The sequence below is a fragment of the Micromonospora sp. SH-82 genome (genome assembly GCF_051132485.1).
Lineage (GTDB): Bacteria > Actinomycetota > Actinomycetes > Mycobacteriales > Micromonosporaceae > Micromonospora.
Genome location: NZ_CP148049.1, coordinates 4,438,519 through 4,464,073, shown reverse-complemented (window position 1 = coordinate 4,464,073; position 25,555 = coordinate 4,438,519). Strand labels below are relative to the sequence as shown.

Annotated in this window: 22 protein-coding genes; 14 read left to right on the top strand and 8 right to left on the bottom strand. The window is 72.8% G+C overall.

Annotation, left to right across the window (positions count from 1 at the left end):
• Positions 1-146 precede the first annotated feature (146 nt).
• From WHN02_RS19860 to WHN02_RS19840, 5 genes are all read left to right on the top strand, one after another.
• A complete protein-coding gene (locus WHN02_RS19860) occupies positions 147-1,913 on the top strand; it encodes a PP2C family protein-serine/threonine phosphatase (RefSeq protein WP_434740207.1) in 1,767 nt (588 codons plus the stop codon).
• Positions 1,910-2,959, top strand: a complete 1,050-nt coding sequence (locus WHN02_RS19855) for a cobalamin B12-binding domain-containing protein (RefSeq protein WP_434740206.1) — start codon at positions 1,910-1,912, stop codon at positions 2,957-2,959. The genes WHN02_RS19860 and WHN02_RS19855 overlap by 4 nt, the downstream gene beginning before the upstream one ends.
• Positions 2,960-3,034: 75 nt before the next feature.
• Complete coding sequence (locus WHN02_RS19850; RefSeq protein WP_434740205.1) at positions 3,035-3,436, top strand: STAS domain-containing protein; 402 nt, start codon at positions 3,035-3,037, stop codon at positions 3,434-3,436.
• A 67-nt stretch (positions 3,437-3,503) separates the two neighbouring features.
• Entirely contained in the window at positions 3,504-3,950 is a 447-nt protein-coding gene (locus WHN02_RS19845; protein WP_434740204.1) for a response regulator, read from the top strand.
• 159 nt (positions 3,951-4,109) lie between these two features.
• A complete protein-coding gene (locus WHN02_RS19840; RefSeq protein ID WP_434740203.1) occupies positions 4,110-4,610 on the top strand; it encodes an ATPase in 501 nt (166 codons plus the stop codon).
• A gap of 61 nt (positions 4,611-4,671) precedes the next feature.
• On the opposite strand, the gene WHN02_RS19835 is transcribed toward WHN02_RS19840, so the two are convergent.
• The 3 genes from WHN02_RS19835 to WHN02_RS19825 form a co-directional block, all read right to left on the bottom strand.
• Positions 4,672-5,541 (bottom strand): hypothetical protein, encoded by an 870-nt coding sequence (locus tag WHN02_RS19835; RefSeq protein ID WP_434740202.1) that lies wholly within the window; start codon positions 5,539-5,541, stop codon positions 4,672-4,674.
• 326 nt (positions 5,542-5,867) lie between these two features.
• A complete protein-coding gene (locus WHN02_RS19830; RefSeq protein WP_434740201.1) occupies positions 5,868-6,293 on the bottom strand; it encodes an OsmC family protein in 426 nt (141 codons plus the stop codon).
• A 92-nt stretch (positions 6,294-6,385) separates the two neighbouring features.
• A complete protein-coding gene (locus tag WHN02_RS19825) occupies positions 6,386-7,321 on the bottom strand; it encodes a serine/threonine-protein kinase (protein WP_434740200.1) in 936 nt (311 codons plus the stop codon).
• A 226-nt stretch (positions 7,322-7,547) separates the two neighbouring features.
• Between WHN02_RS19825 and WHN02_RS19820 the strand changes: the two genes are divergently transcribed.
• The 5 genes from WHN02_RS19820 to WHN02_RS19800 all read left to right on the top strand — a co-directional run bounded on the left by WHN02_RS19820 (position 7,548) and on the right by WHN02_RS19800 (position 14,025).
• Positions 7,548-8,294: a response regulator transcription factor gene (locus tag WHN02_RS19820; RefSeq protein WP_434740199.1), complete on the top strand. Its 747-nt coding sequence runs from the start codon at positions 7,548-7,550 to the stop codon at positions 8,292-8,294.
• Positions 8,272-9,774, top strand: a complete 1,503-nt coding sequence (locus WHN02_RS19815) for a HAMP domain-containing sensor histidine kinase (protein WP_434740198.1) — start codon at positions 8,272-8,274, stop codon at positions 9,772-9,774. Before WHN02_RS19820 ends, WHN02_RS19815 begins: the two co-directional genes overlap by 23 nt.
• 44 nt (positions 9,775-9,818) lie before the next feature.
• On the top strand, positions 9,819-11,909 hold the full coding sequence (locus WHN02_RS19810; RefSeq protein WP_434740197.1) for an ArnT family glycosyltransferase: 2,091 nt from the start codon (positions 9,819-9,821) through the stop codon (positions 11,907-11,909).
• A 1-nt stretch (position 11,910) separates the two neighbouring features.
• Positions 11,911-13,140, top strand: coding sequence for a glycosyltransferase (locus tag WHN02_RS19805; RefSeq protein WP_434740196.1), 1,230 nt, complete (start codon positions 11,911-11,913; stop codon positions 13,138-13,140).
• Positions 13,141-13,302: 162 nt separating this feature from the next.
• Entirely contained in the window at positions 13,303-14,025 is a 723-nt protein-coding gene (locus WHN02_RS19800) for a helix-turn-helix domain-containing protein (RefSeq protein ID WP_434740195.1), read from the top strand.
• 46 nt (positions 14,026-14,071) lie between these two features.
• On the opposite strand, the gene WHN02_RS19795 is transcribed toward WHN02_RS19800, so the two are convergent.
• Positions 14,072-14,470: a VOC family protein gene (locus tag WHN02_RS19795; RefSeq protein ID WP_434740194.1), complete on the bottom strand. Its 399-nt coding sequence runs from the start codon at positions 14,468-14,470 to the stop codon at positions 14,072-14,074.
• 127 nt (positions 14,471-14,597) lie between these two features.
• Here WHN02_RS19795 and WHN02_RS19790 point away from each other — a divergent pair, with 127 nt between their 5' ends.
• From WHN02_RS19790 to WHN02_RS19775, 4 genes are all read left to right on the top strand, one after another.
• Positions 14,598-14,819, top strand: a complete 222-nt coding sequence (locus WHN02_RS19790) for a hypothetical protein (RefSeq protein WP_434744127.1) — start codon at positions 14,598-14,600, stop codon at positions 14,817-14,819.
• Positions 14,820-14,834: 15 nt separating this feature from the next.
• The gene (locus WHN02_RS19785) at positions 14,835-16,253 is read left to right on the top strand and encodes a class I SAM-dependent methyltransferase (RefSeq protein WP_434740193.1); all 1,419 of its coding nucleotides are present in this window, start codon (positions 14,835-14,837) and stop codon (positions 16,251-16,253) included.
• The gene (locus WHN02_RS19780) at positions 16,250-18,328 is read left to right on the top strand and encodes a sulfatase-like hydrolase/transferase (RefSeq protein ID WP_434740192.1); all 2,079 of its coding nucleotides are present in this window, start codon (positions 16,250-16,252) and stop codon (positions 18,326-18,328) included. The genes WHN02_RS19785 and WHN02_RS19780 overlap by 4 nt, the downstream gene beginning before the upstream one ends.
• A gap of 330 nt (positions 18,329-18,658) precedes the next feature.
• The gene (locus WHN02_RS19775; protein WP_434740191.1) at positions 18,659-19,942 is read left to right on the top strand and encodes a citrate synthase; all 1,284 of its coding nucleotides are present in this window, start codon (positions 18,659-18,661) and stop codon (positions 19,940-19,942) included.
• A gap of 103 nt (positions 19,943-20,045) precedes the next feature.
• On the opposite strand, the gene WHN02_RS19770 is transcribed toward WHN02_RS19775, so the two are convergent.
• From WHN02_RS19770 to WHN02_RS19755, 4 genes are all read right to left on the bottom strand, one after another.
• The gene (locus tag WHN02_RS19770; RefSeq protein ID WP_434744013.1) at positions 20,046-20,720 is read right to left on the bottom strand and encodes a fasciclin domain-containing protein; all 675 of its coding nucleotides are present in this window, start codon (positions 20,718-20,720) and stop codon (positions 20,046-20,048) included.
• 100 nt (positions 20,721-20,820) lie between these two features.
• Complete coding sequence (locus WHN02_RS19765) at positions 20,821-22,914, bottom strand: M14 family zinc carboxypeptidase (RefSeq protein WP_434740190.1); 2,094 nt, start codon at positions 22,912-22,914, stop codon at positions 20,821-20,823.
• A gap of 141 nt (positions 22,915-23,055) precedes the next feature.
• On the bottom strand, positions 23,056-23,715 hold the full coding sequence (locus WHN02_RS19760) for a response regulator transcription factor (RefSeq protein WP_434740189.1): 660 nt from the start codon (positions 23,713-23,715) through the stop codon (positions 23,056-23,058).
• A 280-nt stretch (positions 23,716-23,995) separates the two neighbouring features.
• Positions 23,996-25,402, bottom strand: a complete 1,407-nt coding sequence (locus tag WHN02_RS19755; RefSeq protein WP_434740188.1) for a glycosyltransferase family 4 protein — start codon at positions 25,400-25,402, stop codon at positions 23,996-23,998.
• Between the last annotated feature and the right edge of the window lie 153 nt (positions 25,403-25,555).

Genomic DNA, 25,555 nt, shown 5'->3' with positions numbered 1-25,555 from the left:
CCGCAGGCCGCAGGGTACGGCTGGGGCGGCGGTCCGTGCGAGGTGGCGGTACCGGCATACCGGCGTAGGGTGGGACGGAGAGATTGGATCATACGCACCGCACCGGGCGGTGCGCGCGACACCGATGAAGGAGTGGGGCCTAGCTGGTGGATGCTGCCGACGTCAGGGACTGGGACCCCGGCGACGGACGGATCTCCGCACCGAGCGCCGGACGGCGTGCGGCGCGGACCGTCGACGCCGCGTCCCGGTCGGCACTGGCGCCGTTGGCCCCGGACCGGGACCACCACGCCCCGCCCGACTGGTCGGAGGTCGTCGAACACTTCCGTGAGGGGTTCGTCGTCTGCGACGCCGCCGGTCTGGTCACCCACCTCAGTCCGGTCGCGCGACGACTGCTGCCCGAGATCACCCTCGGTGCCCTGCCGGCCATGGTCGGCCTCCCGGCCCTCGGTGACGACGCCCCCGGTGGCGAGTTCTCGCACCACGACCGACGACTGCGGGTACGCCGGGTGGCGCTCTCCGCCGGCCGGTCCTGCTGGTACGTCGAGGACGTCACCGAGAGTGTCACCCGAGCCGACGCGCTGCTCGCCGAGCGGGCCCGCTCCGGATTCCTCGCCGTGGTGGGGGAGAAGCTCGGCAACCCGCTGCACCCGGACCGCGCTGCGGCGGCGGTGGTCCGCCTCGCCGTACCGACACTGGGTGAGGCTGCGGTGCTGGTGCTCGCCCCCCGCTCCGGTCGGTCCCGCTGGTGGCGGGCCTCCCGTGCCGAGGACGAGACGCCGACGGTCGACAGCGGCGTCCTGACCAGCACCGATCTTCCTCCGGCGATCCAGGAGGGGCTGTCGGGGGTCGAGCCGCACGCCGTGGACTGGCTCGTCGAGCAGGCGGTCGCGGCGGGGTGGCTGCCCGGCCTCCCGGCCGACCAGGCCTGCGCCCGGGTGGTGCCGTTGCCGGGTCGGGAGGAGCCCGTCGGGGTGCTCCTGGTCGCCCGACGCTCCACCCGCTGGTACGACGAGGACGACGTCGAGCTGATCCGGGCCTTCGCCGCCCGGGCGGGGGCCGCGCTGACGACAGCGGTCCTCTACCGCGACCAGGCCGAGGTCGCCGACACGTTGCAGGCCAGTCTGGTCCCGGTGGAGCCGGTCGAGTGCGCCGGGGTGCAGTGGGGCACCGCGTACCGGCCCGCCCAGGCGGGGCTGCGCATCGGCGGGGACTTCTACGGCTCGCACCGGCTCACCGACGGCGGGTCGGTCTTCTTCCTCGGTGACGTCTCGGGCAAGGGCGTGGAGGCGGCCGTCTTCACCGGTCAGCTCCGCCAGTGCCTCCAGGCCCTGCACCGGGTGGAGTCGCAGCCCGGCCGGTTGCTGCGGCTGCTCAACGGTGCCCTGCTGGAGACGACCCAGGCGCACGGCCAGGGCCGCTTCGCCACGATGGTCGTCGGGGTGGTCCGCCCCCAGCGCGACGGCGGGCTGACCCTCACCCTGGCCGGTGGCGGCCACCTGCCGCCCCTGGTGTTGCGGGACTCCGGCGAGGTGGAGGTCGTCCCCCTCAACGGGATGCTGATCGGGGTGGTCCCGGACCCGCGCGTCGGAGAGGTGACGGTACGGCTGGAGCCGGGCGAGACCTGCCTGCTCTACAGCGACGGGGTGACCGAGGCCCGGGGCGGGCGACGCGGTGACGAGCAGTTCGGCGCGGACCGGCTGCTCACCGCGGTCACCGGTTGCCACCGGATGCCGGCCGCGGCCCTGGCCGAGCGGATCGAGCAGGTGACCTGCGACTGGTTGGCCCACGGTGACCACGACGACATCGCCGTCCTGGCGTTGCGGGCGGTCGGGCGCACACCGCGTCCGACGCGGCACCTGCACGCGGTCCCGACGGCTCGGGGCGGCCCCGGGTCGGGGGAGTCGGCCGGGTGACCGCCTCGTCGACCGGGACCAGCCCCTCGGCTGCCTTCCCCGGCTACCTGGACGCTCTGGCGGAGGCCGACGAGTACGGCGCCGTCGACGTCGCCCTGGCCCTGCTGGCCGACGGGGTGTCCGCCGAGCGGGTGCTGTTGGAGTTGGTGGCACCGGCGCAGGCCGAGGTGGGGGAGCGGTGGGCGCGTAACGAGTGGAGCGTCGCCCAGGAGCACGCCGCCACCCACGTCAGCGAGCGGGTGGTCGCCGCCGTGGCGGCGCACGCCGACTCCCGCCCCACCGGGGAGCGGATCGTGGTGGCCTGCATGGACGGAGAGTGGCACTCGCTGCCGTCCCGGCTGGTCGCCGAGGTGCTGCGGCTGCGCGGCTGGCAGGTCACCTTCCTCGGGGCCAGTGTCCCCGCCGCGCACCTGGTCTCCTATCTGCACCGGCACGACGCGCACGCGGTCGCCCTGGGGTGCGCCCTGCCGATGCGGCTGCCGTATGCGCACCGCATGATCGAGGCGTGTCGGCGCTCCGACGTACCCGTGCTGGTGGGTGGCCGGGGGTTCGGCTCGGACGGCCGGTGGGCGCGCACCCTGGGGGTGGCCTGGGCGGGTGACGCGCCGTCGGCCGCCGCCCTGGTCGCCGACGAGTCGGCGCTGCGGCGGGTGCCGGCGGCCCGACTGTCGCACCTCGCCGACGACGAGTACGTGAGTTTGACCAAGCGGCGCGGTGAGCTGATCGACGGTGCGTTGGCCGACCTGTACGAGCGGGCGCCGCAGACCCGGGACTACGGTCCGACGGAGTTGGACTCCACCGTCAGCGACCTCGGCTACCTCCTGGACTTCCTGGCCGCTGCGGTGTACGTCGACGACGGGTCGCTGTTCGACGAGTTCGTGGACTGGATGACGTCGATCCTGAGCAGCCGGGGGGTGCCGTCGTCAGCGGTGGGGCTGAGCCTCGGCTACTTCGGGCGGCAGCTGCGGGACTTCCCTCGGGCGGCGGGATTCCTGGCGGCGGCGCGGGACCGGGTGGCCGGATCGGTGAGCGTCGCCGGGCGTTGAGGGGCCGGCCGGGCTGCTCTGCGTATACTTGCTCCACTGCAAGGATCAGCTTGTGGCGGAGCGAAAGGGACCACGTTGACGTTCACCGTCACGTACGACCCCTGGCTCACCGACGGTGTGCGCCTGAGACTCACCGGTGAGCTCGATCTGAGCACTGTTCCACAACTCGACGCCGTGCTCGACGACGTCGCCGCCCGGGGGCGGCGACGTCTGGTGGTCGACCTCACCGACCTGGTCTTCTGTGACTCCACGGGTATCGCGGCCTTCGTACGGGGTGACAACCGGGCCGCCGCCGACGGTGGTTGGCTGCGGGTGACCGGGGCGACCGGGCGGGTCGAGCGGGTCCTGCAGGTGACGGGTCTCTGGGACCTGCTGCGCTACGAGCCGGAGCCGCCGGGGGGCGGTTCGTCGACGGCACCGGCCGGTCCGACGGCGGCGCCGGAACCGGTGGACCCGCCGTCGCGCTCCGTGCCGTGATGGGTTAGATTTCCCCGCCAGCAGGTGACCGTGGGGTCCCGTTTCCACCAAGTTGAGGCAGGTAGTCATGGGTGTAGGCCATCCGAGCCCGGTGCGGATCCTGGTGGTGGACGACGACCCCGGTGACGTCCTCATGATCGAGGAAGCGCTCGCCGACTCCGACGTCGACAAGATCATCAACGTGGTCAGTGACGGTCAGGAGGCGATGGAGTTCCTCCGTCGGGAGGGACGGCACACGACCGCGACCCGCCCCGACGTCATCCTGCTCGACCTGAACATGCCCCGGATGGACGGGCGGCAGGTGCTCGGCGAGGTCAAACAGGACGAGGACCTGCGGACCATCCCGATCGTCGTGCTCACCACCTCCAACGCCGACACCGACATCGTGGGCAGCTACACGCTGCAGGCGAACGCGTACGTGACGAAGCCGATCGACCTGGACGACTTCAACGACGTGGTACGCCGCATCGACGAGTTCTTCGGCCGCGTCGTGGTGCTCCCCAAGCGCGCCTGACGGCCGGTTCCGCCCCGGTTCTCCCGTCCGGTCACCGTCGACAGGTCTTCCTGCCCTCGCGGATGCTGAACATTTCTCCCGAACCGCCTCGCCGGTCCCCGGCACCGACCAGGATCGTCAGGTGGGGGAAGAGATGTCAGCTGCCTGGGGGGCGACAGCATGGGATTCTCCGTCGTTGTGAACGGCTACGACCAGTGGCAGGTGGACTCCTGCCTGCGTGAACTCGGGGTCGGCCTGACCCGGTTGGCGGCGCGGGTGGACGGTTCCGCCGCGCCGGGCCGCCTCTGGGAGGAGGTCCGTCAGGAGGCGGACCGGCTACGCGGCCTGACCGACTCGGCTCTGCCCGGGGCCGTACCGGAGTCCACCGCCGACGCCCGGGGGCAGGTGACCGAACTGCTCGCGCAGGCCAGGGGTGAGCTCGACGCCGCCCGGGAGGAGGCCCGCCGGGTCCGGGAGGAGGCCTACGCGCAGGCGCTCGCGGCCCGCCGCGAGTGCGAGGCGGCCCTCCAGACCCGTCGGCGACGCCAGGACCGGGTCGACGAACTCCTCGGTGACCTGACCGTCGAGCCGGTGCCGGTCGACACCCCGACCGCCGCCGGCGGGGTGCCGAGCAGCCGGACCGCCGGCGGCGGCACCGACTCACCGGACCGGCGGCGCTGACCTCAGGCCCGGACGGTTCGCCGGACCGACGGCGCCGACCTGCCGACCGGCGGCGCCGACCTCAGAGCAGGGCGGAGACCACTGTCGTGGCCCGCTGCTCGTGCTGGGCGTACTTGTCGGGGAAGGCCGAGATCTGCACGGCCTGGGCGGCGGCGGTGACGCTCATCTGCTCCCAGGCCGGGATCTTGCGCAGCGCCTCGTAGAACAGCTGGGCGGAGTGCGCCGGACGCATCAGGTCCCGGACGGTGCCCCAGCCGCTGCTCGGGCGCTGCTGGAACAGCCCGACCGAGTCGTGGTCGGAGCCGCTGCCCTGGTCGGAGTACTGGTGCGACTCGGGGATGACGTCGCTGGCCAGGTTGTACAGGTTGCTCTCCTGCATGGCGGTGGCGAGCGCGACCACCATGGCCCGGCGGGGCATCTTCATGTCGGCCCCGACGTCGACGATCACCTTGGCGTTGTCCATCTGGGTCTGGGTGAGCCCGGCGACCGGTCGGGGCCGGGGCGGACGCGTCGACTTCTTCGGGGTCGGCTTGGCGGTGGCGCTCTTCGACGTCTTCGGCGTCGGCGAGGCGGACGGGCTCGGCGATGCGGTGGCGCTGGTGTCGGGGGAGGGGCTGGTCAGGCGGTCCAGAGCCCGGGAGGCCCGCTGGTCGGCTTCGGTGTCGCGTTCGAGGAGGGCCTCGCGGACCGGCTCGGTCGGACGGTCGGTGCCGGCGTTGATGCCGGCGAAGGCGGCCACGCCGAGGCAGCAGCAGACGCCGGTGGCGATGGCGACGCGGGCCGGGGCCGAGGCGAGCAGCCCGGGGCGGCGGCGGGTGCCGCTGCGCCGACGATGACGGCCGGTGGTCCTTTCGGGGGAGGGGGCGTCGACCGGATGGTCGGTGGGCGACGCCTCGGTCGGCTTCTGCTCGAAGGGATCATCGGAATGCACCCGACGAGGCTAGAAAAGTGAGCCACCGATGGCATCGCCCTGATTGGTGGGATGGCCCACACTTTGGGCCGATCTTGGCCCCAGGCGATCCGGTCAGGTGGCAAACATGGGCGTAGAGCGTCTATCGGGCATGTCGTAAAAGTCAGTCCTGTCGGTGGTGGGCTGGCATTTCGCCGGCTGCCCCCCGACCCGCCACCATCCCGGTCGGGCTCCGCCATCCGGCTGGCCGATGCCGCCGTACGGTCGAGGCAACCTCCACCGTACGGCCGGGTCGGCGAGGGTGTGGTGCACCGACCGGCGGGGTCGGCGGGGCTGTCCGCCGTGGGTCAGCGGTTCGGGCTGTCCGCCCGGGTGACGGTGAGCCGGTGCCGACCGGCGTCGTCGCTGGAGAACGGCCACAGCCGGTCGGCGTGCTCCACCAACTCGGTCAACTGCGCCGGGGTCAACCCGGTGGAGGAGATAGAGGCGTGCACGTCGGCCCGGTACCTACCGTCGTCGTCGCGGCCCAGCCGCGCCTCGGCGCGTACCTGAACGGTGTGCGCCTCGTCGGTGATCTCCCCGGCCGCCTCCACGGCGGCGTGGTGCAGGCAGGAGGCGAAGGCCGCGGCGAGCAGCTGCTCCGGGGTCAGACCGGTGCAGTGCGGCGCCAGCGGAGACGCCAGCGCCGTGGACAGCTCCCCGTCGTCGGTGCGTACGTGCCCACCCGCGGCGGTCGCCGTCGCGGCGTGCAACCAGGAACTAGGATCCGGCATCGCGTTCCTCCCGTCACTCACCGCAGCGGCTACCCGCCCGCCCCCGGGCGAAACGCCGTGCCGCACGACGGTCACCGGGGGGCCCGCCCGGGTCAGGCGGGACGCGGTGGCTCGGTGAGCACGGCGGCCTGGGTCACCTCGGCAGCCGCCCGCTCGGTCCACGGCGAGATCCGCTGCACCGGCGGCCGGGCCTGCAACATCGGCACGTACACCCGGGCGTCGACCGCCTCGGCCAGCAGCAGCGCGGCCATCAGGCTGGTCGGCCGGTCGGTCGGCTCCTCGGCCAGGCAGAGCCGGCACAGGTCGGCCACCTCCGCCGGCAGGCCCGGGATGTCCGGCAGCGGCTCCGGCGGATGGCTGCGCCGCTCGCCGACCAGCTGCGTGGCGGTGTCGGCGACGTACGGCAGCCCTCCGGTGAGGCAGTAGTACAGGAGCACCCCGACGGCGTACATGTCGGCGGCGGGGGTCACCGGTCGGCGGTCGAACTGCTCCGGCGCGAGGTACGCCGGAGTGCCCACCACCACGCCGTCCGGGGTGGTGTCCGGGGTCCCCACCGACGTGGCGATGCCGAAGTCGAGCACCTTCACCCCGGCGGGGGTGAGCATGACGTTCGCCGGTTTGACGTCCCGGTGCACGATGCCGTGGGCGTGCGCGGCGGCCAGGGCGGCGCAGACCTCCGCGCCGACCCGGACCGCGATCCGCCAGTCCAGCGGCCCGGCCCGCAGGTGCGCGGCGAGCGTCTCGCCCTCGGCCAACTCCATCACGATGTACGGGGTCGGCCGACCGGCCGACGCGGCGGCGGTCCCGAAGTCGTGCACGCTGGCCACGTTCGGGTGCACCAGCCGGGCCGCCGACCTCGCCTCGGCCCGGATCTGCGTCACCGTCACGTCCTCGTCCTCGGCGCCGGGTGACATCAGCTTCACCGCCACCGGCCGCTCCAGCACCGTGTCGTGGGCTCGCCACACCTCCGACATGCCACCGATGCCGATGCGCTGTTCGAGCCGGTACCGGCCGTCCAGCGTCCTCATCGACGTACTCCTTCGCCTCTCGTCACCGCGTCGGGGGTCGGACGCGGTACCAGGGGTGCCGGTACCCGAGCCTTCAGCTGGGCAAACCGCCGCAGGTCGGCACACCGAGGTCGGCCCGCCCGTCGCCACACCCGACGGTACGGCGTAACGCCCGCCCGTAGGCGCGCACAGCTGGTACACAGGAACGGCAGAGGGACCCCACAGCGAGCCCACCCACGATGGGGGCATGGTCATGAACTGGCAGGTCGAGCAGGGCCGGATCGAGTTGAGCCGCCCCGACGGGACCCCGGTGCGGGTGCTCGTCGTCGACGACGAGCCCACCCTGACCGACCTCCTCTCGATGGCCCTGCGGTACGAGGGTTGGCAGGTCCGTACGGCAGGCAACGGGATGTCGGCCCTGACCACCTCCCGCCAGTTCGAGCCGGACGTGGTGGTCCTCGACGTGATGCTGCCCGACCTCGACGGTTTCCAGGTGCTGCGGCGGCTGCGCGAGCAGACCCCGACCGTGCCGGTGCTCTTCCTGACCGCCCGCGAAGCGGTGGAGGAGCGGATCGCCGGGCTCACCGTCGGCGGCGACGACTACGTCACCAAGCCGTTCAGCCTGGAGGAGGTGATCGCCCGGCTCCGGGCGCTGCTGCGCCGCTCGGGACTGGCGGTGGCCACCCGACCCGACGCCGTGCTGGTCGTGGGTGACCTGGCCCTCGACGAGGACAGCCACGAGGTGCGCCGGGACGGGCAGCTGGTCACCCTGACCGCCACCGAGTTCGAGCTGCTGCGGTACCTGATGCGCAACCCGCGCCGGGTGCTGAGCAAGGCGCAGATCCTCGACCGGGTGTGGAACTACGACTTCGGCGGCCAGGCGAACGTCGTCGAGCTGTACATCTCGTACCTGCGTAAGAAGATCGACGCGGGCCGCAAGCCCATGATCCACACCCTGCGGGGTGCCGGATATGTCCTCAAGCCCGCCGACTGAACCGGTACGCGGACCGTCGTCTCCCGGTCGGCGGGTGCGACGGTGGTCGGCCGGGTGGTCCCTGCGGACCCGGCTGGTGGCCACCGTGGTCATGCTCCTGGCCGTGGTCAGCATCGGGATCGGCGGCGTCGGCACGGTGGCGCTGCGGCACGTCCTGGTCGCCGACGTCGACGACCAGCTCCGCCCGGAGGGGCGGTGGCCGGAGGGCCGGGAGTCGCCGCAACCGAACTGGCGGTGGGACCGGCTGGCCATCCCGCCCGGATTCCCACCCGGGACGATCGTCGCCCGGGTGCAGGACGGCCGGGTGCAGGCCGCCCAGACCCTCACCACCGGCCGGGCCGAGGAGCCGGTCCCGGTGACGGAGCTGGCCGCCCTGGCCGACCTGCCCACCGACGGGAGTCCCCGGACCCGGTCCCTCGGCGACCTCGGCGACTACCGGGTGGTGGCCCGGCAGATGACCGACGGTCAGGTCCGCGTCTTCGGGCTGCCCCTGGCCGGGGTGCAGGAGACCCTCTGGTGGATGGTCGTCGCCCAGGCCGGGCTGGTCACCGCCGGGCTGCTGGTCGCCGGGACCGCCGGTGCGCTCATCGTCCGGGCCACCCTGCGTCCCCTGCGCCGGGTGGCGGCGACCGCCGGACGGGTCACCGAACTGCCCCTGGACCGGGGCGAGGTCGTGCTGTCGGTGCGGGTACCGCCGGGCGACACCGATCCCCGGACCGAGGTGGGGCAGGTCGGGGCGGCGCTCAACCGGATGCTCGGGCACGTCGCCGCCGCGCTCGCCGCCCGGCAGGCCAGCGAGACCAGGGTCCGCCAGTTCGTCGCCGACGCCAGCCACGAGCTGCGGACCCCCCTCGCGGCGATCCGGGGGTACGCCGAGGTGACCCGACGGGGCCGGGCCGAGGTGCCACCCGACGTGGCGCACGCCCTGCGCCGGGTCGAGTCGGAGACCGCCCGGATGACCAGCCTCGTCGACGACCTCCTGCTGCTGGCCAGGCTCGACTCCGGCCGACCGCTGGCCGTCGCCCCGGTCGACCTCAGTGCCCTGGTCGTCGACGCGGTGAGCGACGCCCACGTCGCAGGTCCCGACCACCGGTGGCAGCTCGACCTGCCCGACGAGGCGGTGGTCGCCCCCGGTGACGCCGCCCGGCTCCACCAGGTGTTCGCCAACCTGCTGGCCAACGCCCGGGTGCACACTGCGGCCGGTACGACGGTCACCACCCGGCTGGGCCGTGAACCGGACGGGGTGTGGGTCAGCGTCACCGACGACGGCCCCGGCATCCCCGACCCGTTGCAGCCCGAGGTCTTCGAACGGTTCGCCCGGGGCGACAGCTCCCGGTCGCGCGCCCACGGCAGCACCGGCCTGGGCCTGGCGATCGTCGCGGCCGTGGTGGAGGCCCACCACGGCACCGTCGCGGTGACCAGCCGACCCGGGCACACCGAGTTCTGGGTACGCCTTCCCGGGTCCACAGCCGACGCATAGCCCGCCCACCGGCTCCGGCAAGCTGGAACCCGAAGGCTCGTCGCATGAACCAGACCGAGACCCCCACGGTCGCGTCCGGGCCGTCGCCCGTCGCGGCGGCGCGAGACACCGACCCCCCGTCGGTCCGACCCCGATGGGAGCGCCCGGCGCTGATCGCCCTCCTGGTCGGCACCGCCGTGCTCTACCTCTGGGAGTTGAGCGCCTCCGGGTGGGCCAACTCCTACTACTCGGCGGCGGCACAGGCCGGCTCGCAGAGCTGGAAGGCGTTCTTCTACGGCTCGTCGGACGCGGCGAATTCGATCACCGTCGACAAGACCCCGGCGGCACTGTGGTTGACGGCCCTGTCGGTACGGGTGTTCGGGCTCGACAGTTGGGCCGTCCTCGTTCCGCAGGCGTTGCTCGGCGTCGCCTCGGTGGCCGTCCTGTACCTCACCGTCCGCCGTTGGTACGGCACCGGAGCGGGACTGACGGCCGGGGTGGTCCTGGCGCTGACCCCGGTGGCCACCCTGATGTTCCGGTTCAACAACCCCGACGCACTCCTGGTGTTCCTGATGGTGGCCGCCGCGTACGCCACGGTGCGGGCGGTGGAGACGGCCTCCACCCGGTGGCTCGTGCTGGCCGGAGTCCTGATCGGATTCGGCTTCCTGACCAAGATGTTGCAGGCGCTGCTGGTGGTGCCGGCCCTCGCCGGGGTGTACCTGTTCGCCGCCCCGACCGGGCTGTGGCACCGGGTCCGGCAACTCCTCGCCGCGGCCGTGGCGATGATCGTCGCCGCCGGGTGGTGGGTGGCCACCGTGGAGCTGGTGCCCGCGAGTGCCCGCCCCTACGTCGGCGGGTCGCAGCGCAACAGCATCCTCGAACTGACCCTCGGCTACAACGGTCTCGGCCGGCTCACCGGAGACGAGGAGGGGCGCGTCGGCGGTGGCGGGCCGTTCGGCGGGCGTACCGGCTGGCTGCGCATGTTCGACAGCCAGGTCGGCGGCCAGATCTCCTGGCTGCTCCCGGCCGCTCTGATCCTCCTGGTCGCCGGTCTGGTGGTGACGGGTCGGTCCGGCCGGACCGACCGCCGCCGGGCCGGACTCCTGTTGTGGGGTGGCTGGCTGGTGGTCACGGGGGCGGTGTTCAGCACCATGTCGGGGATCTTCCACGAGTACTACACGGTCGCCCTGGCCCCGGCCGTCGCCGCCCTGGTGGGCAGCGGGGCGGCGCTGCTGTGGCGTCGTCGGGGCGGCCCCGGGTGGCGGTCCTCGGCGGCCGTGCCGACGCTCGCCTGCACCCTCGCCGTGACCACCTGGTGGTGCTGGGTGCTGCTCGGCCGCTCCGCCGACTGGTACCCCTGGCTGCGGACCACAGTGGTGGCGGCCGGGGTGGCCGGTGTCGCGCTGCTGGTGATGGTGGACCGGCTGGCGAGTCGGCTCGCTCCGGCGGCCGTCGCCCTCGGGCTGGGGGTGGCGCTGGCCGGACCTGCCGCCTACTCCCTGCAGACCGCCGCCGACCCGCACACCGGCGCGATCCCCACCGCCGGACCGTCCACACGGGGCGGATTCGGACCCGGTGGTGGCCCCGAGGGCGGCTTCCCCGGCATCGGTGAGCGGCCCCCCGGCGCTTCCGGCGCCCGCAGCGGCGACTGGCCGACCGACGGCGACGGCGACGACGGCCAGGCCGCAGGTGTCGGGCGCCCCCGAGGCGACAGGGCACCTCAGGGCGACGGATCACCTCCGGGCGGTGGGCCGGGCCAGGGCGACGGGCCGTCCCGAGGTGGCGCCGGTGGGCTGCTCGATGCCCGGGAGCCCAGCGAGGAGCTGCGTACCCTGCTGACCGCCGATGCCGACTCCTACACCTGGATCGCCGCCACCGTCGGATCGAACAACGCCTCCGGCTACCAGCTGGCGACCGGCCGTCCGGTGATGGCCGTCGGCGGGTTCAACGGCAGTGACCCGTCGCCCACCCTGGCCCTGTTTCAGCAGTATGTGGCCGAGGGGCGGATCCACTACTTCCTCGGCGGGGGCGGCTTCACCGCGACCGGAGGCAGCGACGCCTCCGGTGAGATCGCCGAGTGGGTCGCGGCGAGCTTCACCGCCGAGACCGTCGACGGCGTCACCCTGTACGACCTGACCAGCACGAGGGAGGGCTGACATGATCGGCGCCGAAGAGCCGCGGGCGATTCCGGTTGCCCGGACGGACACTCCGACCCCCGTCCTCGACGTGGTGGTCCCGGTCCACAACGAGGAGGCCGACCTCGGCCCCTGCGTACGGCGGCTGCACGCCTACCTGACCGGACACCTGCCGTACCCGTTCCGGATCACCGTGGCCGACAACGCCAGTGTGGACGGCACCCTGGCGGTGGCGCACCGCCTCGCCGCCGACCTGCCCGAGGTCTGCGTCCTGCACCTGGCGGCGAAGGGACGGGGCCGGGCGCTCCAGGCGGCCTGGTCGGCCTCACCGGCACCGGTGCTGGCCTACATGGACGTCGACCTCTCCACCGACCTGGCCGCCCTCCTGCCGTTGGTGGCACCCCTCATCTCCGGCCACTCCGACCTGGCCATCGGGACCCGGTTGGCCGCGACGTCCCGGGTGGTGCGGGGAGCCAAGCGGGAGATCATCTCCCGGGGCTACAACCTGCTGCTGCGGGGCACCCTGGCCGCCCGGTTCTCCGACGCGCAGTGCGGTTTCAAGGCGATCCGGGCCGATGTCGCAGGGGAACTGCTGCCGTTGGTCCGGGACACCGGATGGTTCTTCGACACCGAGTTGCTGGTGCTGGCGCAGCGGACCGGGCTGCGGATCCACGAGGTGCCGGTGGACTGGGTCGACGATCCGGACAGCCGGGTGGACATCGTCGCGACCGCCCTGGCGGACCTGCGGGGTATCGCCCGGTTGGGGCGGGCACTGCTCACCGGGGCGCTGCCCCTGGCCGGGCTGCGCGACCGGCTCGGCAGGTCACCGTTGGGTCGGCCCCGGGATCGGGTGCCCGTCGGGCTGGCCGGTCAGCTCGCCCGGTTCGCCGGTGTCGGGGTGGCCAGCACCCTCGCCTACCTGCTGCTCTACCTGAGCGGTCGGATGGTTCTCGGGCCACAGGGGGCGAACCTGGTGGCGTTGCTGGTCACTGCGGTGGCGAACACGGCGGCGAACCGGCGGTTGACCTTCGGCATCACCGGTCGTCGCCACACCCTCCGCCACCACCTGCACGGGTTGCTCGCCTTCGCCCTGGGGTTGGGCCTGACCAGCGGTTCCCTGGCCGTCCTGCACACCGTGTCGACCGACGGACCCCGCCTGGTGGAACTGGCGGTCCTCGTCACCGCGAACCTGGCCGCCACGGTGCTGCGTTTCGTCGTGCTCCGGTTGGTCATGCACCACGAACGGGTCTGAGCCGGGCCGACGCCGCGTCGCACCGGTCTCCGCCTGCCGGAGCGGTCCGGGCCTGTCAGGGCGGTCCGGGGCTGCCGCACCGCCTCGCGGTGGTGGCCCGGACCGCGCCTGGCAGACTCCGAAGGTGTGTACCGGGAGCGTCGCTGTGGGATCGCCGGGGCCGTGCTGTGGACCAGGGCGTCGCCGGCCGACGCCGAGACCGTCAGGGTCCTTCCCGACGGTTGTCTCGACCTGATCTGGTCCAGCCGGTCCGGCCTCCTGGTGGCCGGTCCGGACCGGCGCGCCCACCTCGGGCCCGACGAGCCGGGGCAGTGGTGGGTGGGCCTGCGTCTGCCGCCCGGCGTCGGACCGGCGGTCCTCGGGGTCCCCGCCGACGAACTGCGCGACCGGCGGGTGCCGTTGGCCGACCTGTGGGGGGCGGGACCCGCCGACCGGGTGGCCCTGTCAGCTGTCGACGTCGCACCCCGGTCCGGCGGCGGGGATCCGGGCCGGTGGCCGGGGTCGGTCCGTCCCCCGGTGGACCTCGACCGGGTGGCCCGGGCGCTGGAGGCGGTCGCCGTGGACCGGCTCGACCGGCCCGACGGGCCGGATCCGGTCGGGCTGCGGGTGGCCGCGCTCCTGGCGGCGGGAACGAGCGTGGCCGCGACCGCCGCCGGGGTCGGCCTCGACGCGCGGGCGCTGCACCGGCGGTGTCACCGCCTGTTCGGTTACGGCCCGAAGACCCTGGCCCGGATCCTGCGGATGCGGCGGGCGCTGGCGATGGCCCGCACCGGTACGCCCCTGGCGGAGGTGGCGGTCAGCGCCGGGTACGCCGACCAGGCGCACCTCAGTCGGGACGTCCGGGAGCTGGCGGGGGTGCCGCCCCGGGTGCTGCTGGACCGGTGACCCCACCCGGGGAGGTGACCCCGTGCCCACCACCGCCGGAGGTCTCTCAGGCGATGGTGGGCAGGGGTGCGAAGAGGTCGACAGTGGTGCCGTCCGGGTCGTGGAGGACCGCGTACCGCTGCCCCCACGGGGCGTCCCACGGCTCCCGGTGGCCGGTGAACCCGGCACCGGTCATCTCGGCGTACCCGCCGTCCACCTCGGCCGGGGTGTCGTAGCGGAACGCCAGGGCGGCCCCGCCCCCGCGCACCGGGGACCAGTTGGGGTCGACCGACCGGGCGACCTCCACGGTGTCCCAGGCCAGGCGGAGCCCGTGGGGGAGGGTGACCTCCACGTGGGGTTCGTCCTCGGCTCCGGGCGGGATCTCCAGGCCGAGGCGGCGGTAGAAGTCGAGGGTGCGGGCCATGTCGGTGGCCACGATGCCGATCATGTCGAGTCGCGGTGTCATGTCGACGACGCTAGGCGAGTTCCGGTCGTCGGTCTTGAACAAAACGGACAACCCGGTCGAGGGAGTCCACCGGTGTCGCCCCGAGCGAGCAAACCGTCGCGTAACGTACTAAAGAGATGAAAGGTCGTTGACGGGGCAGATCGTGCACGTCGGCGCAGGGGCGGCGTCGGATCGGCGCGACGGCAGGAGGGAGCGGACGGTGATCGACCTGGCCTACCTGGATGCGGGTTCCGGCAGCCTGATCGTGCAGGCGGTGGTCGGCGGGGCGGCCGGGGTGGTGGTCGCCGGCAAGCTCTACTGGCGGCGACTCGTCGACCGGTTCCGTCGGCAGCGCACCGACCGGAACTGACCCGGGGCGGGGACGATGGCGATCTCCGACATGTCGGTCCGGACCGAGCCCGGGTCCTTCCGCGACCCCGGCAACCAGATCTTCTACCACGGCGGCGACGTCCTGCGCGGCCTGGACCCGACGGCGGCGCAGCAGTGGCTGGCCCTGTCGGCCACCGAGTTCTTCCCGGCCCTGCTGGCCGAGGGGAAGGTCTGCGCCACCGAGCCGGTCGACCCGGTCCGGGTGCCGACCGGCAGCCGGTGGGCCACCGTCCTGCGGCACGAGCGGATCCCCTTCGTCTCCCACCCGTACGAGTGGTCGTTCGGGATGCTGCGCGACGCGGCCCTGCTGCACCTGGAGATCCTGCGCTCGGCCCTGTCGGCGGGGTTCACCACCAAGGACGGGTCGGCGTACAACCTTCAGTGGCGTGGGGCGCGCCCGGTCTTCATCGACGTGGGCTCGTTCGAGCCGGTCCGCGACGGCGAACCGTGGGCCGGCTACCGGCAGTTCTGTCAGACCCTGCTCTATCCGCTGCTCGTCACCGCCCATCTCGGCCTGGACTTCCGGCCCTGGCTGCGGGCCCAGGTCGACGGCATCGAGGCCGACCAGATGCGCCGCCTGTTCACCGGGACCCGCCGTCTCCTGCGCGGGGTCCCGGCCCACGTCCACCTGCACGGTGCGATGCAGGCCCGCAACGCCGAGGCCAGCACCACCGACGTCCGCGCCCAACTGCGGGCCGCCGGGTACTCCCGGGACCTGGCGCTGGCGACGGTACGCGGGATGGAACGCCTCGTACGCCGCCTCGACCACCGTCCGTCGGCCGGACACTGGGCCGACTACCAGCGCACCTGCGGGTACTCCGATGCCGACCGGGAGGCCAAGGAGGGGTTCGTCGACACCGCGCTGGCCACCGCCGGGTATCCGGGCCTCGTGCTCGACCTGGGCGCCAACGACGGCAGGTACTCCCGGATCGCCGCCCGCCACGCCGAGTACGTGGTCGCCGTCGAGCAGGACCCGGACGTGGTCGACGCCCTCTACCGGACGCTGCGCGCCGAGGGGGAACGACGGATCCTGCCGTTGGTGACCGATCTGGCCGACCCCTCGCCGGGGGGCGGGTGGCGGGGCGTCGAGCGGGCCGGTCTCGCCGACCGGGCCACCGCCGACGTCGTCCTCGCCCTCGCCGTCGTGCACCACCTCGCGCTCGGGCGCAACGTGCCCCTGCCGGAGGTCCTCGACTGGCTGGTCGGCTGTGTCGTCCCCGGTGGGCGCCTGGTGGTGGAGTTCGTCCACCCGGAGGACCCGATGGCCCGTCGGCTGCTGGCCAACAAGCCCGACGGGATCTTCCCCGACTACCGGCGCACGACCTTCGAGGCGCTCCTGACCGGCCGGGGGCGCATCGAGCGGCAACGGGAGCTGCCCTCGGGCACCCGGACCCTGTACCAGGTGGCGGTGTGACAGGTCCGGTCCGCCCGACCGCCCCGGACCCGTCCGGCCCCGACCCGGTCGAGCCCTCCACGCCCGAACCCCGCCCCGGCGAGGGCCGACGGGCCGGACGGCGGGCCGAGGTCCGCCGCCTGCTGGAGGTCACCGCCCTGGTCGGCCTGGTGGTCACCCAACCGCTGCTGGACGTCCTGGGCCGCAGCCCCGACTTCTTCCTGTTCCACGGGGCCACCCCCGCTCAGGTGGCGGCACTGGTGGCGTTGGTCGCCCTGGTCCCCACCGTGGCGCTCGGCCTGGTCGGGGCGGTCAGTCGGGTGGCCGGGCGGGCCGTCCGGGCCGGTACCCACACGCTGCTGGTCGGCCTGCTGGTGGCAGCCCTCGCGGTCCAGGTGGGGCGGCACGTCACCCCGGTACGCGGGGTGCCGCTGCTGGTGGCGGCGGTGCTGGTCGGCGCGGCGGCGGCGTACGCCCACCGGCGGTTCACGGTCCTGGGGCGGGTCCTGCGGGTGGCCGCGCTCGGGCCGGTGGTCTTCGTCGCGCTCTTCGTGCTGGTCTCGCCGACCTCGGCGGTGGTGCTGCCGACCGGCCCGGTCGGGGCGGCCGGACAGGCCCACGGCTCCGGCCCCCGGCCCCCGGTGGTTCTGCTGATCCTCGACGAGCTTCCGCTGGTGAGCCTGCTCGGTGCCGACGGGCGGATCGACGCCGCCCGCTATCCGCACTTCGCCGAGCTGGCCGCCGGGTCGACGTGGTATCCCGCCGCCTCCGGGGTCAGCGGGTGGACCCCGTACGCCCTGCCGGCGATGCTCACCGGCCGCTACCCGGCGGTGCCGGCGGCCCCGCACTACTCCCGGTACCCGGACAACCTGTTCACCGCCCTCGGCGGGTGGTACGACGTCCGGGCGCAGGAGAGCATCACCCGCCTCTGCCCGCCCAGCCGCTGCGACCAGCCGGTCCGCCCGGAGCAGGGGCTGGGGGTGCTGACCCGGCGCAGCGCCGAACTCCTGGGGCAGATCGTCGCCCCGCAGGACAGCCGGATCGACCCGGAGGCGTCGTACCGGGAACCGAGCAGTGCGGAGGTGGCGGTGGACGCCGCCGAGGCGGCTCCGGCCGATCCGAAGTTCCGTTGGGACCGGCTCAACGAGAGCCAACCGGCCCGGTTCACCGCCTTCCTCGACGACCTGCGTCCCAGCGACAGGCCGACGCTGCACTTCCTGCACCTGCTGATGCCGCACGCGCCGTGGACGTACCTGCCCTCCGGCGCCCGGTACGACGCGCCGGACGAGCTGCCCAACGAGGGCGCCGGCTGGGTGGACCTGGCCCGGCAGCGGCACCTGGCGCAGCTCGGGTACACCGATCGGCTGATCGGGGAGACGCTGCGGACCCTGCGCGAGCGGGGCCTGTACGACGAGTCCCTGCTGGTGGTCACCGCCGACCACGGGGTGAGCTTCACCCAGGGGGTGCAGGGCCGGGGGCTGGACGCCCTGCGGGCACAACCGGGGCAGGTGGCCGGGGTGCCCCTGTTCGTCAAGACACCGGGACAGCGGACGGGGCGCGTCGACGGACGCAACTGGGAGCACGTCGACCTGTTGCCGACCATCGCCGACGAGGTCGGGATCCGGCTTCCCGGGCCGGTGGACGGGCGTTCCGCCCGGCAGACCCCCCGGGACCGGACCGACAAGCGCTTCTACGACAGTCCCGGGAAGGCGGTGACCATCCCCGGCGGCGTGCCGGCCGTACCACGGGTGTCGCCGCCGCACCCGCTGGTCGGCACCACCGTCGGTGAGGTGCCGGAGTCCGGGCAGGCCCGGGTGGTCGGCCTCGACGCGTTCGGCGACGTCGATCCGGACGAGGGTCGGCTGCCCGCGCTGGTGTGGGGCACGGTGCCGGACGGGGTCCCCGACGGCACCCTGCTGGCGGTGGCCGTCAACGGCCGGATCGCGGCTGTCGTCCCGGTGGTGCCCGAGGATCCGGATGGTCGGCGTTTCGCCGCCTTCATGCCCGATGACCGGTTGTTCGTCGCCGGGGTCAACCGGCTGGACGTCTACCGGGTGGACGCCGACGGCGCGCTGCGTCGGTTGGCCCTGTCCTGAGGGTCCGAACGGTGCCGGGATAGCCCGACGCAATCATGCGACATGTCACCGTTCATCCGTTTTCAACGGCATCTGTCGCGTGGCCTGACGACCACCGTCCGCAGCCGTCCCGCCGCCGGATCATCCGAAGGTTTTCCGTCCGAGGGCCGGGTATTCCAAGGTTTCCACTGTTGTCGGGGCTTCGCAGGACAGAGGTTTTCCGATCATACCGGTCGGGAAGGGGGTGACGCATGCCTCACCCCCGATCCGCGGCGAGCGGTATCTCTGCCTCCGTGTTTACGGTAAAAGCGAAGGCAATTCAAAAGATCTGCCGGCGAAGCGAGGAACCACATGACGGAAGTCAAGCTCGATCACCCGGGTGGGCAGCTCTCGATGCCTGTGCAGAACGCGGTCGAGGGCCCCCCGGGCGTCGGGGTGAGCAAACTCCTGAAGGAGACCGGGCTCGTCACCTACGACCCGGGCTTCGTCAACACCGCCTCCTGCTCCTCCGCCATCACCTACATCGACGGTGATGCGGGGATCCTGCGATACCGGGGCTACCCGATCGAGCAGCTGGCCAAGCAGTCCTCCTTCCTGGAGGTCTCGTACCTGCTCATCTACGGTGAGCTGCCCACCGAGACCCAGCTGACCGAGTTCACCGAGCGGATCCGCCGGCACTCGCTGCTGCACGAGGAGATGCGTCGGTTCTTCGACGGCTTCCCCCGCGAGGCCCACCCGATGGCGGTGCTCTCCTCGGCGGTCAGCGCGCTGTCGACCTTCTACCAGGACAGCCTGGACCCGTTCGACAAGGAACACGTGGAGATGTCCACGGTCCGGCTGATGGCCAAGGTGCCGACCATCGCGTCGTACGCCTACAAGAAGTCGATCGGCCAGCCCCTGCTGTACCCGGACAACTCCCTCGGGTACGTGGACAACTTCCTGCGGATGACCTTCGGCGTACCGGCGGAGCCCTACGAGGTCGACCCGGTCATGGCCAAGGTGCTGGACATGCTGTTCATCCTGCACGCCGACCACGAGCAGAACTGCTCCACGTCGACCGTGCGGCTGGTCGGCTCCAGCAACGCCAACCTCTTCGCCTCGGTCTCGGCCGGGGTCAACGCGCTGTTCGGGCCGCTGCACGGCGGGGCGAACCAGGCGGTCCTGGAGATGCTGGAGAAGATCCAGGCCTCCGGTGGCGACGTCAAGTCCTTCGTCCGCAAGGTCAAGGACAAGGAGGACGGCGTCAAGCTGATGGGCTTCGGCCACCGGGTCTACAAGAACTACGACCCGCGCGCCGCCATCGTCAAGGACGCCGCCCAGGACGTCCTCGGCCGGATGGAGGGGGCCGACCCGCTGCTGGACATCGCCGTGCAGCTGGAGGAGATCGCCCTCGCCGACGACTTCTTCGTCTCCCGGCGGCTCTACCCGAACGTGGACTTCTACACCGGCCTGATCTACAAGGCCATGGGCTTCCCCACGAAGATGTTCACGGTGCTGTTCGCCCTCGGTCGACTGCCGGGCTGGATCGCCCAGTGGCGCGAGATGATCGGCGACCCGGAGACCAAGATCGGCCGTCCCCGGCAGCTCTACACCGGCTCCGCCGAGCGGTCCTACACCCCCTTCGGGGAGCGCTGACCGCGACACCACGTCCGACGGCACCGGCCGCGTACCCGATCGGGTACGCGGCCGGTGCCGTTCGGCGCCCGCGCCGGGGAGGGTGCCCGCCCGGCCGGACCGGTCAGTGGTGGTGTTCCTCCTCGTGAGCGGTGTCGGGAAGGTCCCCCAGCACCTTGTCGATCACGTGGATCCGGGCACCCGTCGCCCGGTAGTCGGCGCAGATCGTGTCGGCCCGGTCGGCCACCCGCGCCCCCGTCTCGGCCGCGGTGACCGTCACCGGGGTACCGGCGAGCGTGGTCACGTTCCCGGCGGCCACCAGTTCGGCGACCGAGTACGCCCCGGTCACCACGTGCTCCCGCAGCAGCCCCCGGAGGGTCTCGGTCTCCTTGAGCAGCAGCTGGTCGACGTTCTCGGTGGAGAACTTGGCCCGGAAGGCGTCGTCGGTCGGTGCCAGGACGGTGATCGCCCCGGCGGCCGACAGCTCCTCGGCCATCCCGGTGGCGCGTACCGCCGCCTCGAAGGTGGTGAGCACCGGAATCCAGGTGAGGGCCACACCGGGTGACTGGTCGGCCAGGGAGTCCGGGTTGCCCGGCTCGGTCCCCGAGGGCAGCACGTCGCACAGGGGACCGGTGACCGCGACCGGGGTGCTGTCGGCGGCCCGGTCCGCCGGGCCGGAGTCGGCCTCCGGAGAGCCGGTGCACCCGGCCACCGCGATCAGCAGGGACAGGGCGAGGCCGACCACCGCCCGGGCGGGCCGCCGGTGAGCGGCCCCGGACGCGGGACCGGGGATGAGCATGTCGGACACGGGTTCTCCACTCGATTGCCGGGAAAGGGGGACCGGCAGGCCGGCGCGAGGCCGACCTGCCGGTACCCGTCGTCAGGTCGAGGTCAGCAGGTCACAGCGCCGCGCACTGGCTGCGCTTCGGCCCCGTGACGGAGTTGGCGACCTCCATGTTGGTCGGCGCCGGCGAGTTGCCGGAGCAGCTCAGCGGACCGTTGACGCTGTTGCCGGCCACCAGCGGGGCCACACCCGCGCTGTTGACCACGTCGACCGGGCCGGACAGCTTGTTGCCCACCACGACCACCGGACCCTGGGTGCCGGTGGCGCGGACCGGGCCGTTGACGGTGCTGTCGGTCAGGACGAACCCGGCGGCACCGGTGGCGTCCACCGGCCCGTTGATCGAGCTGCCGTTGACGATCAGGGTGGCGCCGGGCTGGACCCGGACCGGACCCCGGACGGTGGCCCCGTCCAGGCAGGCGACGCCGGAGACGACGAGCTGGCCGTTGCGGGTGCCGGTCAGGGTGGGGGCGATCCGCTCACCGGCGACCAGGCCCTCGACTGCCTGCTCGTCGAGGAGCAGCGGGACCAGGCCCCGCTCGGGCTGGGCGAGGGGGACGAGGTAGCCGTCGGCAACCTTGATCACCTTCCACCCGTGGGCGGCGAGCCGCTGGGCCACGGTGGTGCGCTGACCCGCCGGGCCGTCGGTGCGCTCACCGTTGTACTGCGCCTCGGTCAGCCGGTACGCGCACGGTGCCTGCTCCAGGATCCGGTTCGGCGTGGGGGCGTCCACGGGCGGCGGGTTCTCGCCCGGGTGCGGGGCGGGGTGGGCCTTGACCTCGTGGGAGCCCCGGAACACGATCCGGCCCTCGTTGGCGGACTGGAACTTGATCGCCTCCGACCGGGCGGTGGTGATCTTGGTGACGTTGGCGCTGTGGTAGGCCAGGAACTGGTTGAACGTCCACAGCGACGAGTAGGTCTTGCGCCGACGGTTGTTGGCGGTGTTGCTCTCGTCCGGCCGGGTCGGGCCACCGGCGCTGCGCAGCTCCAGCAGGGAGTTGACCACGTTCTTCAGGCCGAGGGTGTTGCGCAGGATGGTCTCCTCACCCAACCCCACGTTCGCCCCGGTACAGCTGTAGGGGCAGGCCCACCAGCCGTCCTTGGCGCCCTCGGTGTACATGTGGCCCTCGATCATGTTCTGCGACTCGTCGAAGATCCCCTGCGCCACGTTGCGGTGTCGCGGCGGCAGCATCGGCAGGTCACCGGTGTTGGAGTTGCCGTACTCGTGGCCGTCGTAACCGGCGATCGGCCGGTAGTCACGGATCATCTCCACGAAGGCGCGGGTCTCCGGCTGACGGATCAGCGAGTAGTCCCGGTTCAGGTCCTGACCTGTCGAGTTGCCCCGGCTACCGGTCGCCCGACCGTCGCCGTTGAGCGTCGGGACGATCAGCATGGTGGTCTTCGACAACCGGTCGAGGGTGGTGCTGTCGTCGGTGAACGCCAACTGCCGGGCCAGGATCAGGCAGCCCTCGCGGTCACCCGGCTCGTTGCCGTGCACGTTGCAGTTGACCAGCAGGGGGTTGGTCGCGGCCACCGCCTCTGGGGTCGCCGGCGGGGTGGGGTAGCCGATGACGAACATGTTGATCGGCCGGTTCTGCAGGGTGCGGCCGATCTCTACCACCCGGACCCGGTCGCTGCCCTCGTCGATCGCGGCGGTGTACGCGTACTCGTTGACGTCGCTGGTGTACTGCGCGCCGAGGGTGTTCTCCCACTGGGTCCGCAGGTTCTGGCCGGGGACGGCGGGGTCGCCCCAGTGGGCGCGGGCGGTGCCGGTGACCGGGGCCGAGTACGGCTGGACCTCGGTGCCGAACCGGGCCCGGACCCGCCACTGGAAGCTGTTGCCCGGGGCGAATCCGGCGTCGGCGAAGGTCGGCTCGGAGTTGTTGACCTGGCGGTTCGGGCGCCAGATGCCGACGACCACGGCGTTGCCGGTGGCGGTCCCGTCCTCGGCCACCGGGGTCCGCTCGATCTGGTAGTCGGTCGCCCCGTCGACGTGGGTCCAGGAGAGCGTGGCGAAGCCGTCACCCTGGACCACCGAGACGCCCTGGACCTGGTTCGGTTCCGCCTGCTGCAGGAGCGTGGGCAGCTGCCCGTGCGCCTGCGACGGCACCGCCGTCGCCGCGAGCACGCCTGCGAGCAGGGCGGAGAACACACCGGCCGTTGTCCGTCTGTATCTCAAAGGGGATCTCCAAACAGGAGGAATGGCTGGGGGTACGCACAGCACATCCCCGGCCGACCCGTCACGGGCCCGTCACCTGGGATTCTTGAGGATCATCTGAGGTTGACGGCCTGTTCACCCGGCGCGCAGCCGGTAACCGACGCCCCGGACGGTCTCGACCAGCCCGGCGTCGTCGAGCTTGCCGCGCAGGGCCGCGACGTGGACGTCGAGGTTGTGCCGGGTGGCCCAGGTCGTCTGCCAGACGTCGAGCTGCAGCCGGTCCCGGGGCACCACCGAACCCGCCTGCCGGGCCAGCGCCACCAGCAGGTCGAACTCCTTACGGGCCAGGCTGACCTCCCGCTCGGCCACCCAGACCCGGCGGGCGTCGAGGTCGATGCGGAGGGTGCCGACCTCAAGCGACGCGCTCGTGGTCCGGGTGCTGCGGGTGGTCCGGCGCATCACCGCCTCGATGCGGGCCTGCAACTCCACCATCGAGAACGGTTTGACGACGTAGTCGTCGGCTCCGGCGCGGAGCCCGGCGACCCGGTCGTACTCCTCGGCCCGGGCGCTGACGGCGATGATGGCGACGTCCTCGTCGACCTGGCGGATCCGTCGGCACACCTCCAACCCGTCCCGGTCGGGCAGGTTGAGGTCGAGCAGGACGAGGTCGACGGGGTCGGCCCGGACCGCCTCGGCGGCGGTCATCGCCGCGACGACCTGGTGTCCCCGGCGTCGCAGGGCCTTGGAGAGGGCAGCGGCCACGCGCAGGTCGTCCTCCACCAGCAGCACCCGCACCCGCAACCCCCTCGGACCTCGTCCCGGTCGCCGTCCATGCGAGTCTGTCGGATCAGAACAGGCCTGACCAGTGCGGATACAAGATCGTAACCGCATGGGGGGCCGTGCCGACAGCATGCGGCGACGTTCGGTCAGCCTTCGGCGTACCGGTCGGTGCGTCGATCGGGTCGTCCCGGCCGACGGTCGGTGACCCCGACCGATCGCCTGATCAGCCGCTCAGTGGCCGGCCCGGTCGGGGCGTACCCCTGTCCGTGGGGCGACGGGGCGGGACCGACGGCGCTCAGCGCAGGCCCGCGGCGGCCAGGAGGTTGCCCGCACCCACCGGGGGCAGCGCCCGACCCCGGGTCATCTGCCGGGTCGCCCGCTCGGCGGTGAAGGCGGCGTCCTGACTGATCGCGGTGGCGTAGGCGGTAGCGGTCCGGTGCGCGATCGCGGTCCAGCCGTACTGCTCGTGCACCATGTTCCTGGCCCGCCGGGCCAGGCGGCGAGCCCGCTCGGTGTCCGACAGCAGCGCGTCCACCGCCTCGGTGAGCCCGTGCGGGTCCTGCGGTGCGAACGTCATCCCGGTGACCCCGGGCTCGACGATCTCGGCCAGTCCGCCGGTGGCGGCCACCGCCAGGGGCGCCCCCGCCGCGGCCCCCTCCAGGGCCACCATCCCGAAGGGCTCGTAGATGCTCGGCACCGCGAAGCAGTCCGAGGCGGCCATCATCGCGGGCAGGTCGGTGCCGCCCAGGAAACCGGGCATGGTCACCGTCCCACCGAGACCGAGTCGGTGCACCTCGGCCTCCAACTCCGCCCGGTACGGTCCGTCCCCGGCGATGACCACCCGCAGCCCCGGGTGCCGTTCGCGCAGCCGGGGCAGGCCGGCGATGAGGTGCTGCACGCCCTTCTCGTAGACCAGCCGACCCGCGAAGGTGACCAGGGGACCGTCCCCGGCGAACCGGGACCGGGCGGCGGCGACCGCCGAGGTGGGCACCCGCCACCTGTGGGTCTCGACCCCGTTGGGCACCACGTCGACCCGTCCGGTCGGCACCCCGAACAACGCCCCGACCTCGTCGCGCATGTACCCGGAGCAGACGATGACCCGGCCGGACTCGCTGGCCAGCCACTGCTCCACACCGTGGATCGTCCGGTTCATCTCCTCCGGCAGCCAGCCCTGGTGCCGCCCGGCCTCGGTGGCGTGGATCGTGCTCACCAGCGGGATGTCCAGGTGGTCACGCAGCGTCATGGCGGTGTGGGCGACGAGCCAGTCGTGGGCGTGGATCACGTCGTAGGCGCCGGTCTCGGTGGCGCGTAGGGCGGCGCGGGTGAGGGTGTGGTTGAAGGCCATGGTCCAGGCGAGGAGGCTGCTGGTGGCCAGGGGGAAGGTGACCGGGTCCTCGGCGGCGCGCAGGATCCGGACGCCGTCGGCGTACTCCTCCAGGGGTGCGCCGTCGGTGTGGCGGGTGACGACGGTGACGTCGTGTCCGGCGGCGGCGAGGGCGACGGAGAGGGCGTGGACGTGGCGGCCGAGTCCGCCGACGAGCACCGGGGGGTACTCCCAGGACAGCATCAGGATGCGGCTCCTGCGCCCGGCCCCGCCCGGTTCCTCAGGCTGCTGCGGAACCTGGTGACGGGAGGTCGGGTGGGGCCGGCAGGCCTGTTCGAGGGCGTGTGCGAGGTGCTCGCCGACCCGCAAGGTCGTCACATCAAACTCCGTCCATGCACGGGAGGTATGCCCCGGCGACGATGCCGACGGGCAGGAGATAGAGCGGGGAGAGTGGCGCGGAGGCCGATGGTGGGGAACGCGTACGCGCCCCCGCGACACAGCAAAGGGCATCCGGGGCGATACCGCATCTCG

Bases quoted from the DNA above. Each gene is read 5' to 3' on its own strand.
- WHN02_RS19795 (WP_434740194.1), bottom strand. From the start codon at position 14,470: ATGACACCGCGACTCGACATGATCGGCATCGTGGCCACCGACATGGCC.
- WHN02_RS19845 (WP_434740204.1), top strand. From the start codon at position 3,504: ATGGGTGTAGGCCATCCGAGCCCGGTGCGGATCCTGGTGGTGGACGAC.
- WHN02_RS19825 (WP_434740200.1), bottom strand. From the start codon at position 7,321: ATGAGGACGCTGGACGGCCGGTACCGGCTCGAACAGCGCATCGGCATC.
- WHN02_RS19770 (WP_434744013.1), bottom strand. From the start codon at position 20,720: ATGCTCATCCCCGGTCCCGCGTCCGGGGCCGCTCACCGGCGGCCCGCC.
- WHN02_RS19785 (WP_434740193.1), top strand. From the start codon at position 14,835: ATGGCGATCTCCGACATGTCGGTCCGGACCGAGCCCGGGTCCTTCCGC.
- WHN02_RS19805 (WP_434740196.1), top strand. From the start codon at position 11,911: ATGATCGGCGCCGAAGAGCCGCGGGCGATTCCGGTTGCCCGGACGGAC.
- WHN02_RS19810 (WP_434740197.1), top strand. From the start codon at position 9,819: ATGAACCAGACCGAGACCCCCACGGTCGCGTCCGGGCCGTCGCCCGTC.
- WHN02_RS19775 (WP_434740191.1), top strand. From the start codon at position 18,659: ATGACGGAAGTCAAGCTCGATCACCCGGGTGGGCAGCTCTCGATGCCT.
- WHN02_RS19830 (WP_434740201.1), bottom strand. From the start codon at position 6,293: ATGCCGGATCCTAGTTCCTGGTTGCACGCCGCGACGGCGACCGCCGCG.
- WHN02_RS19840 (WP_434740203.1), top strand. From the start codon at position 4,110: ATGGGATTCTCCGTCGTTGTGAACGGCTACGACCAGTGGCAGGTGGAC.
- WHN02_RS19815 (WP_434740198.1), top strand. From the start codon at position 8,272: ATGTCCTCAAGCCCGCCGACTGAACCGGTACGCGGACCGTCGTCTCCC.
- WHN02_RS19820 (WP_434740199.1), top strand. From the start codon at position 7,548: ATGGTCATGAACTGGCAGGTCGAGCAGGGCCGGATCGAGTTGAGCCGC.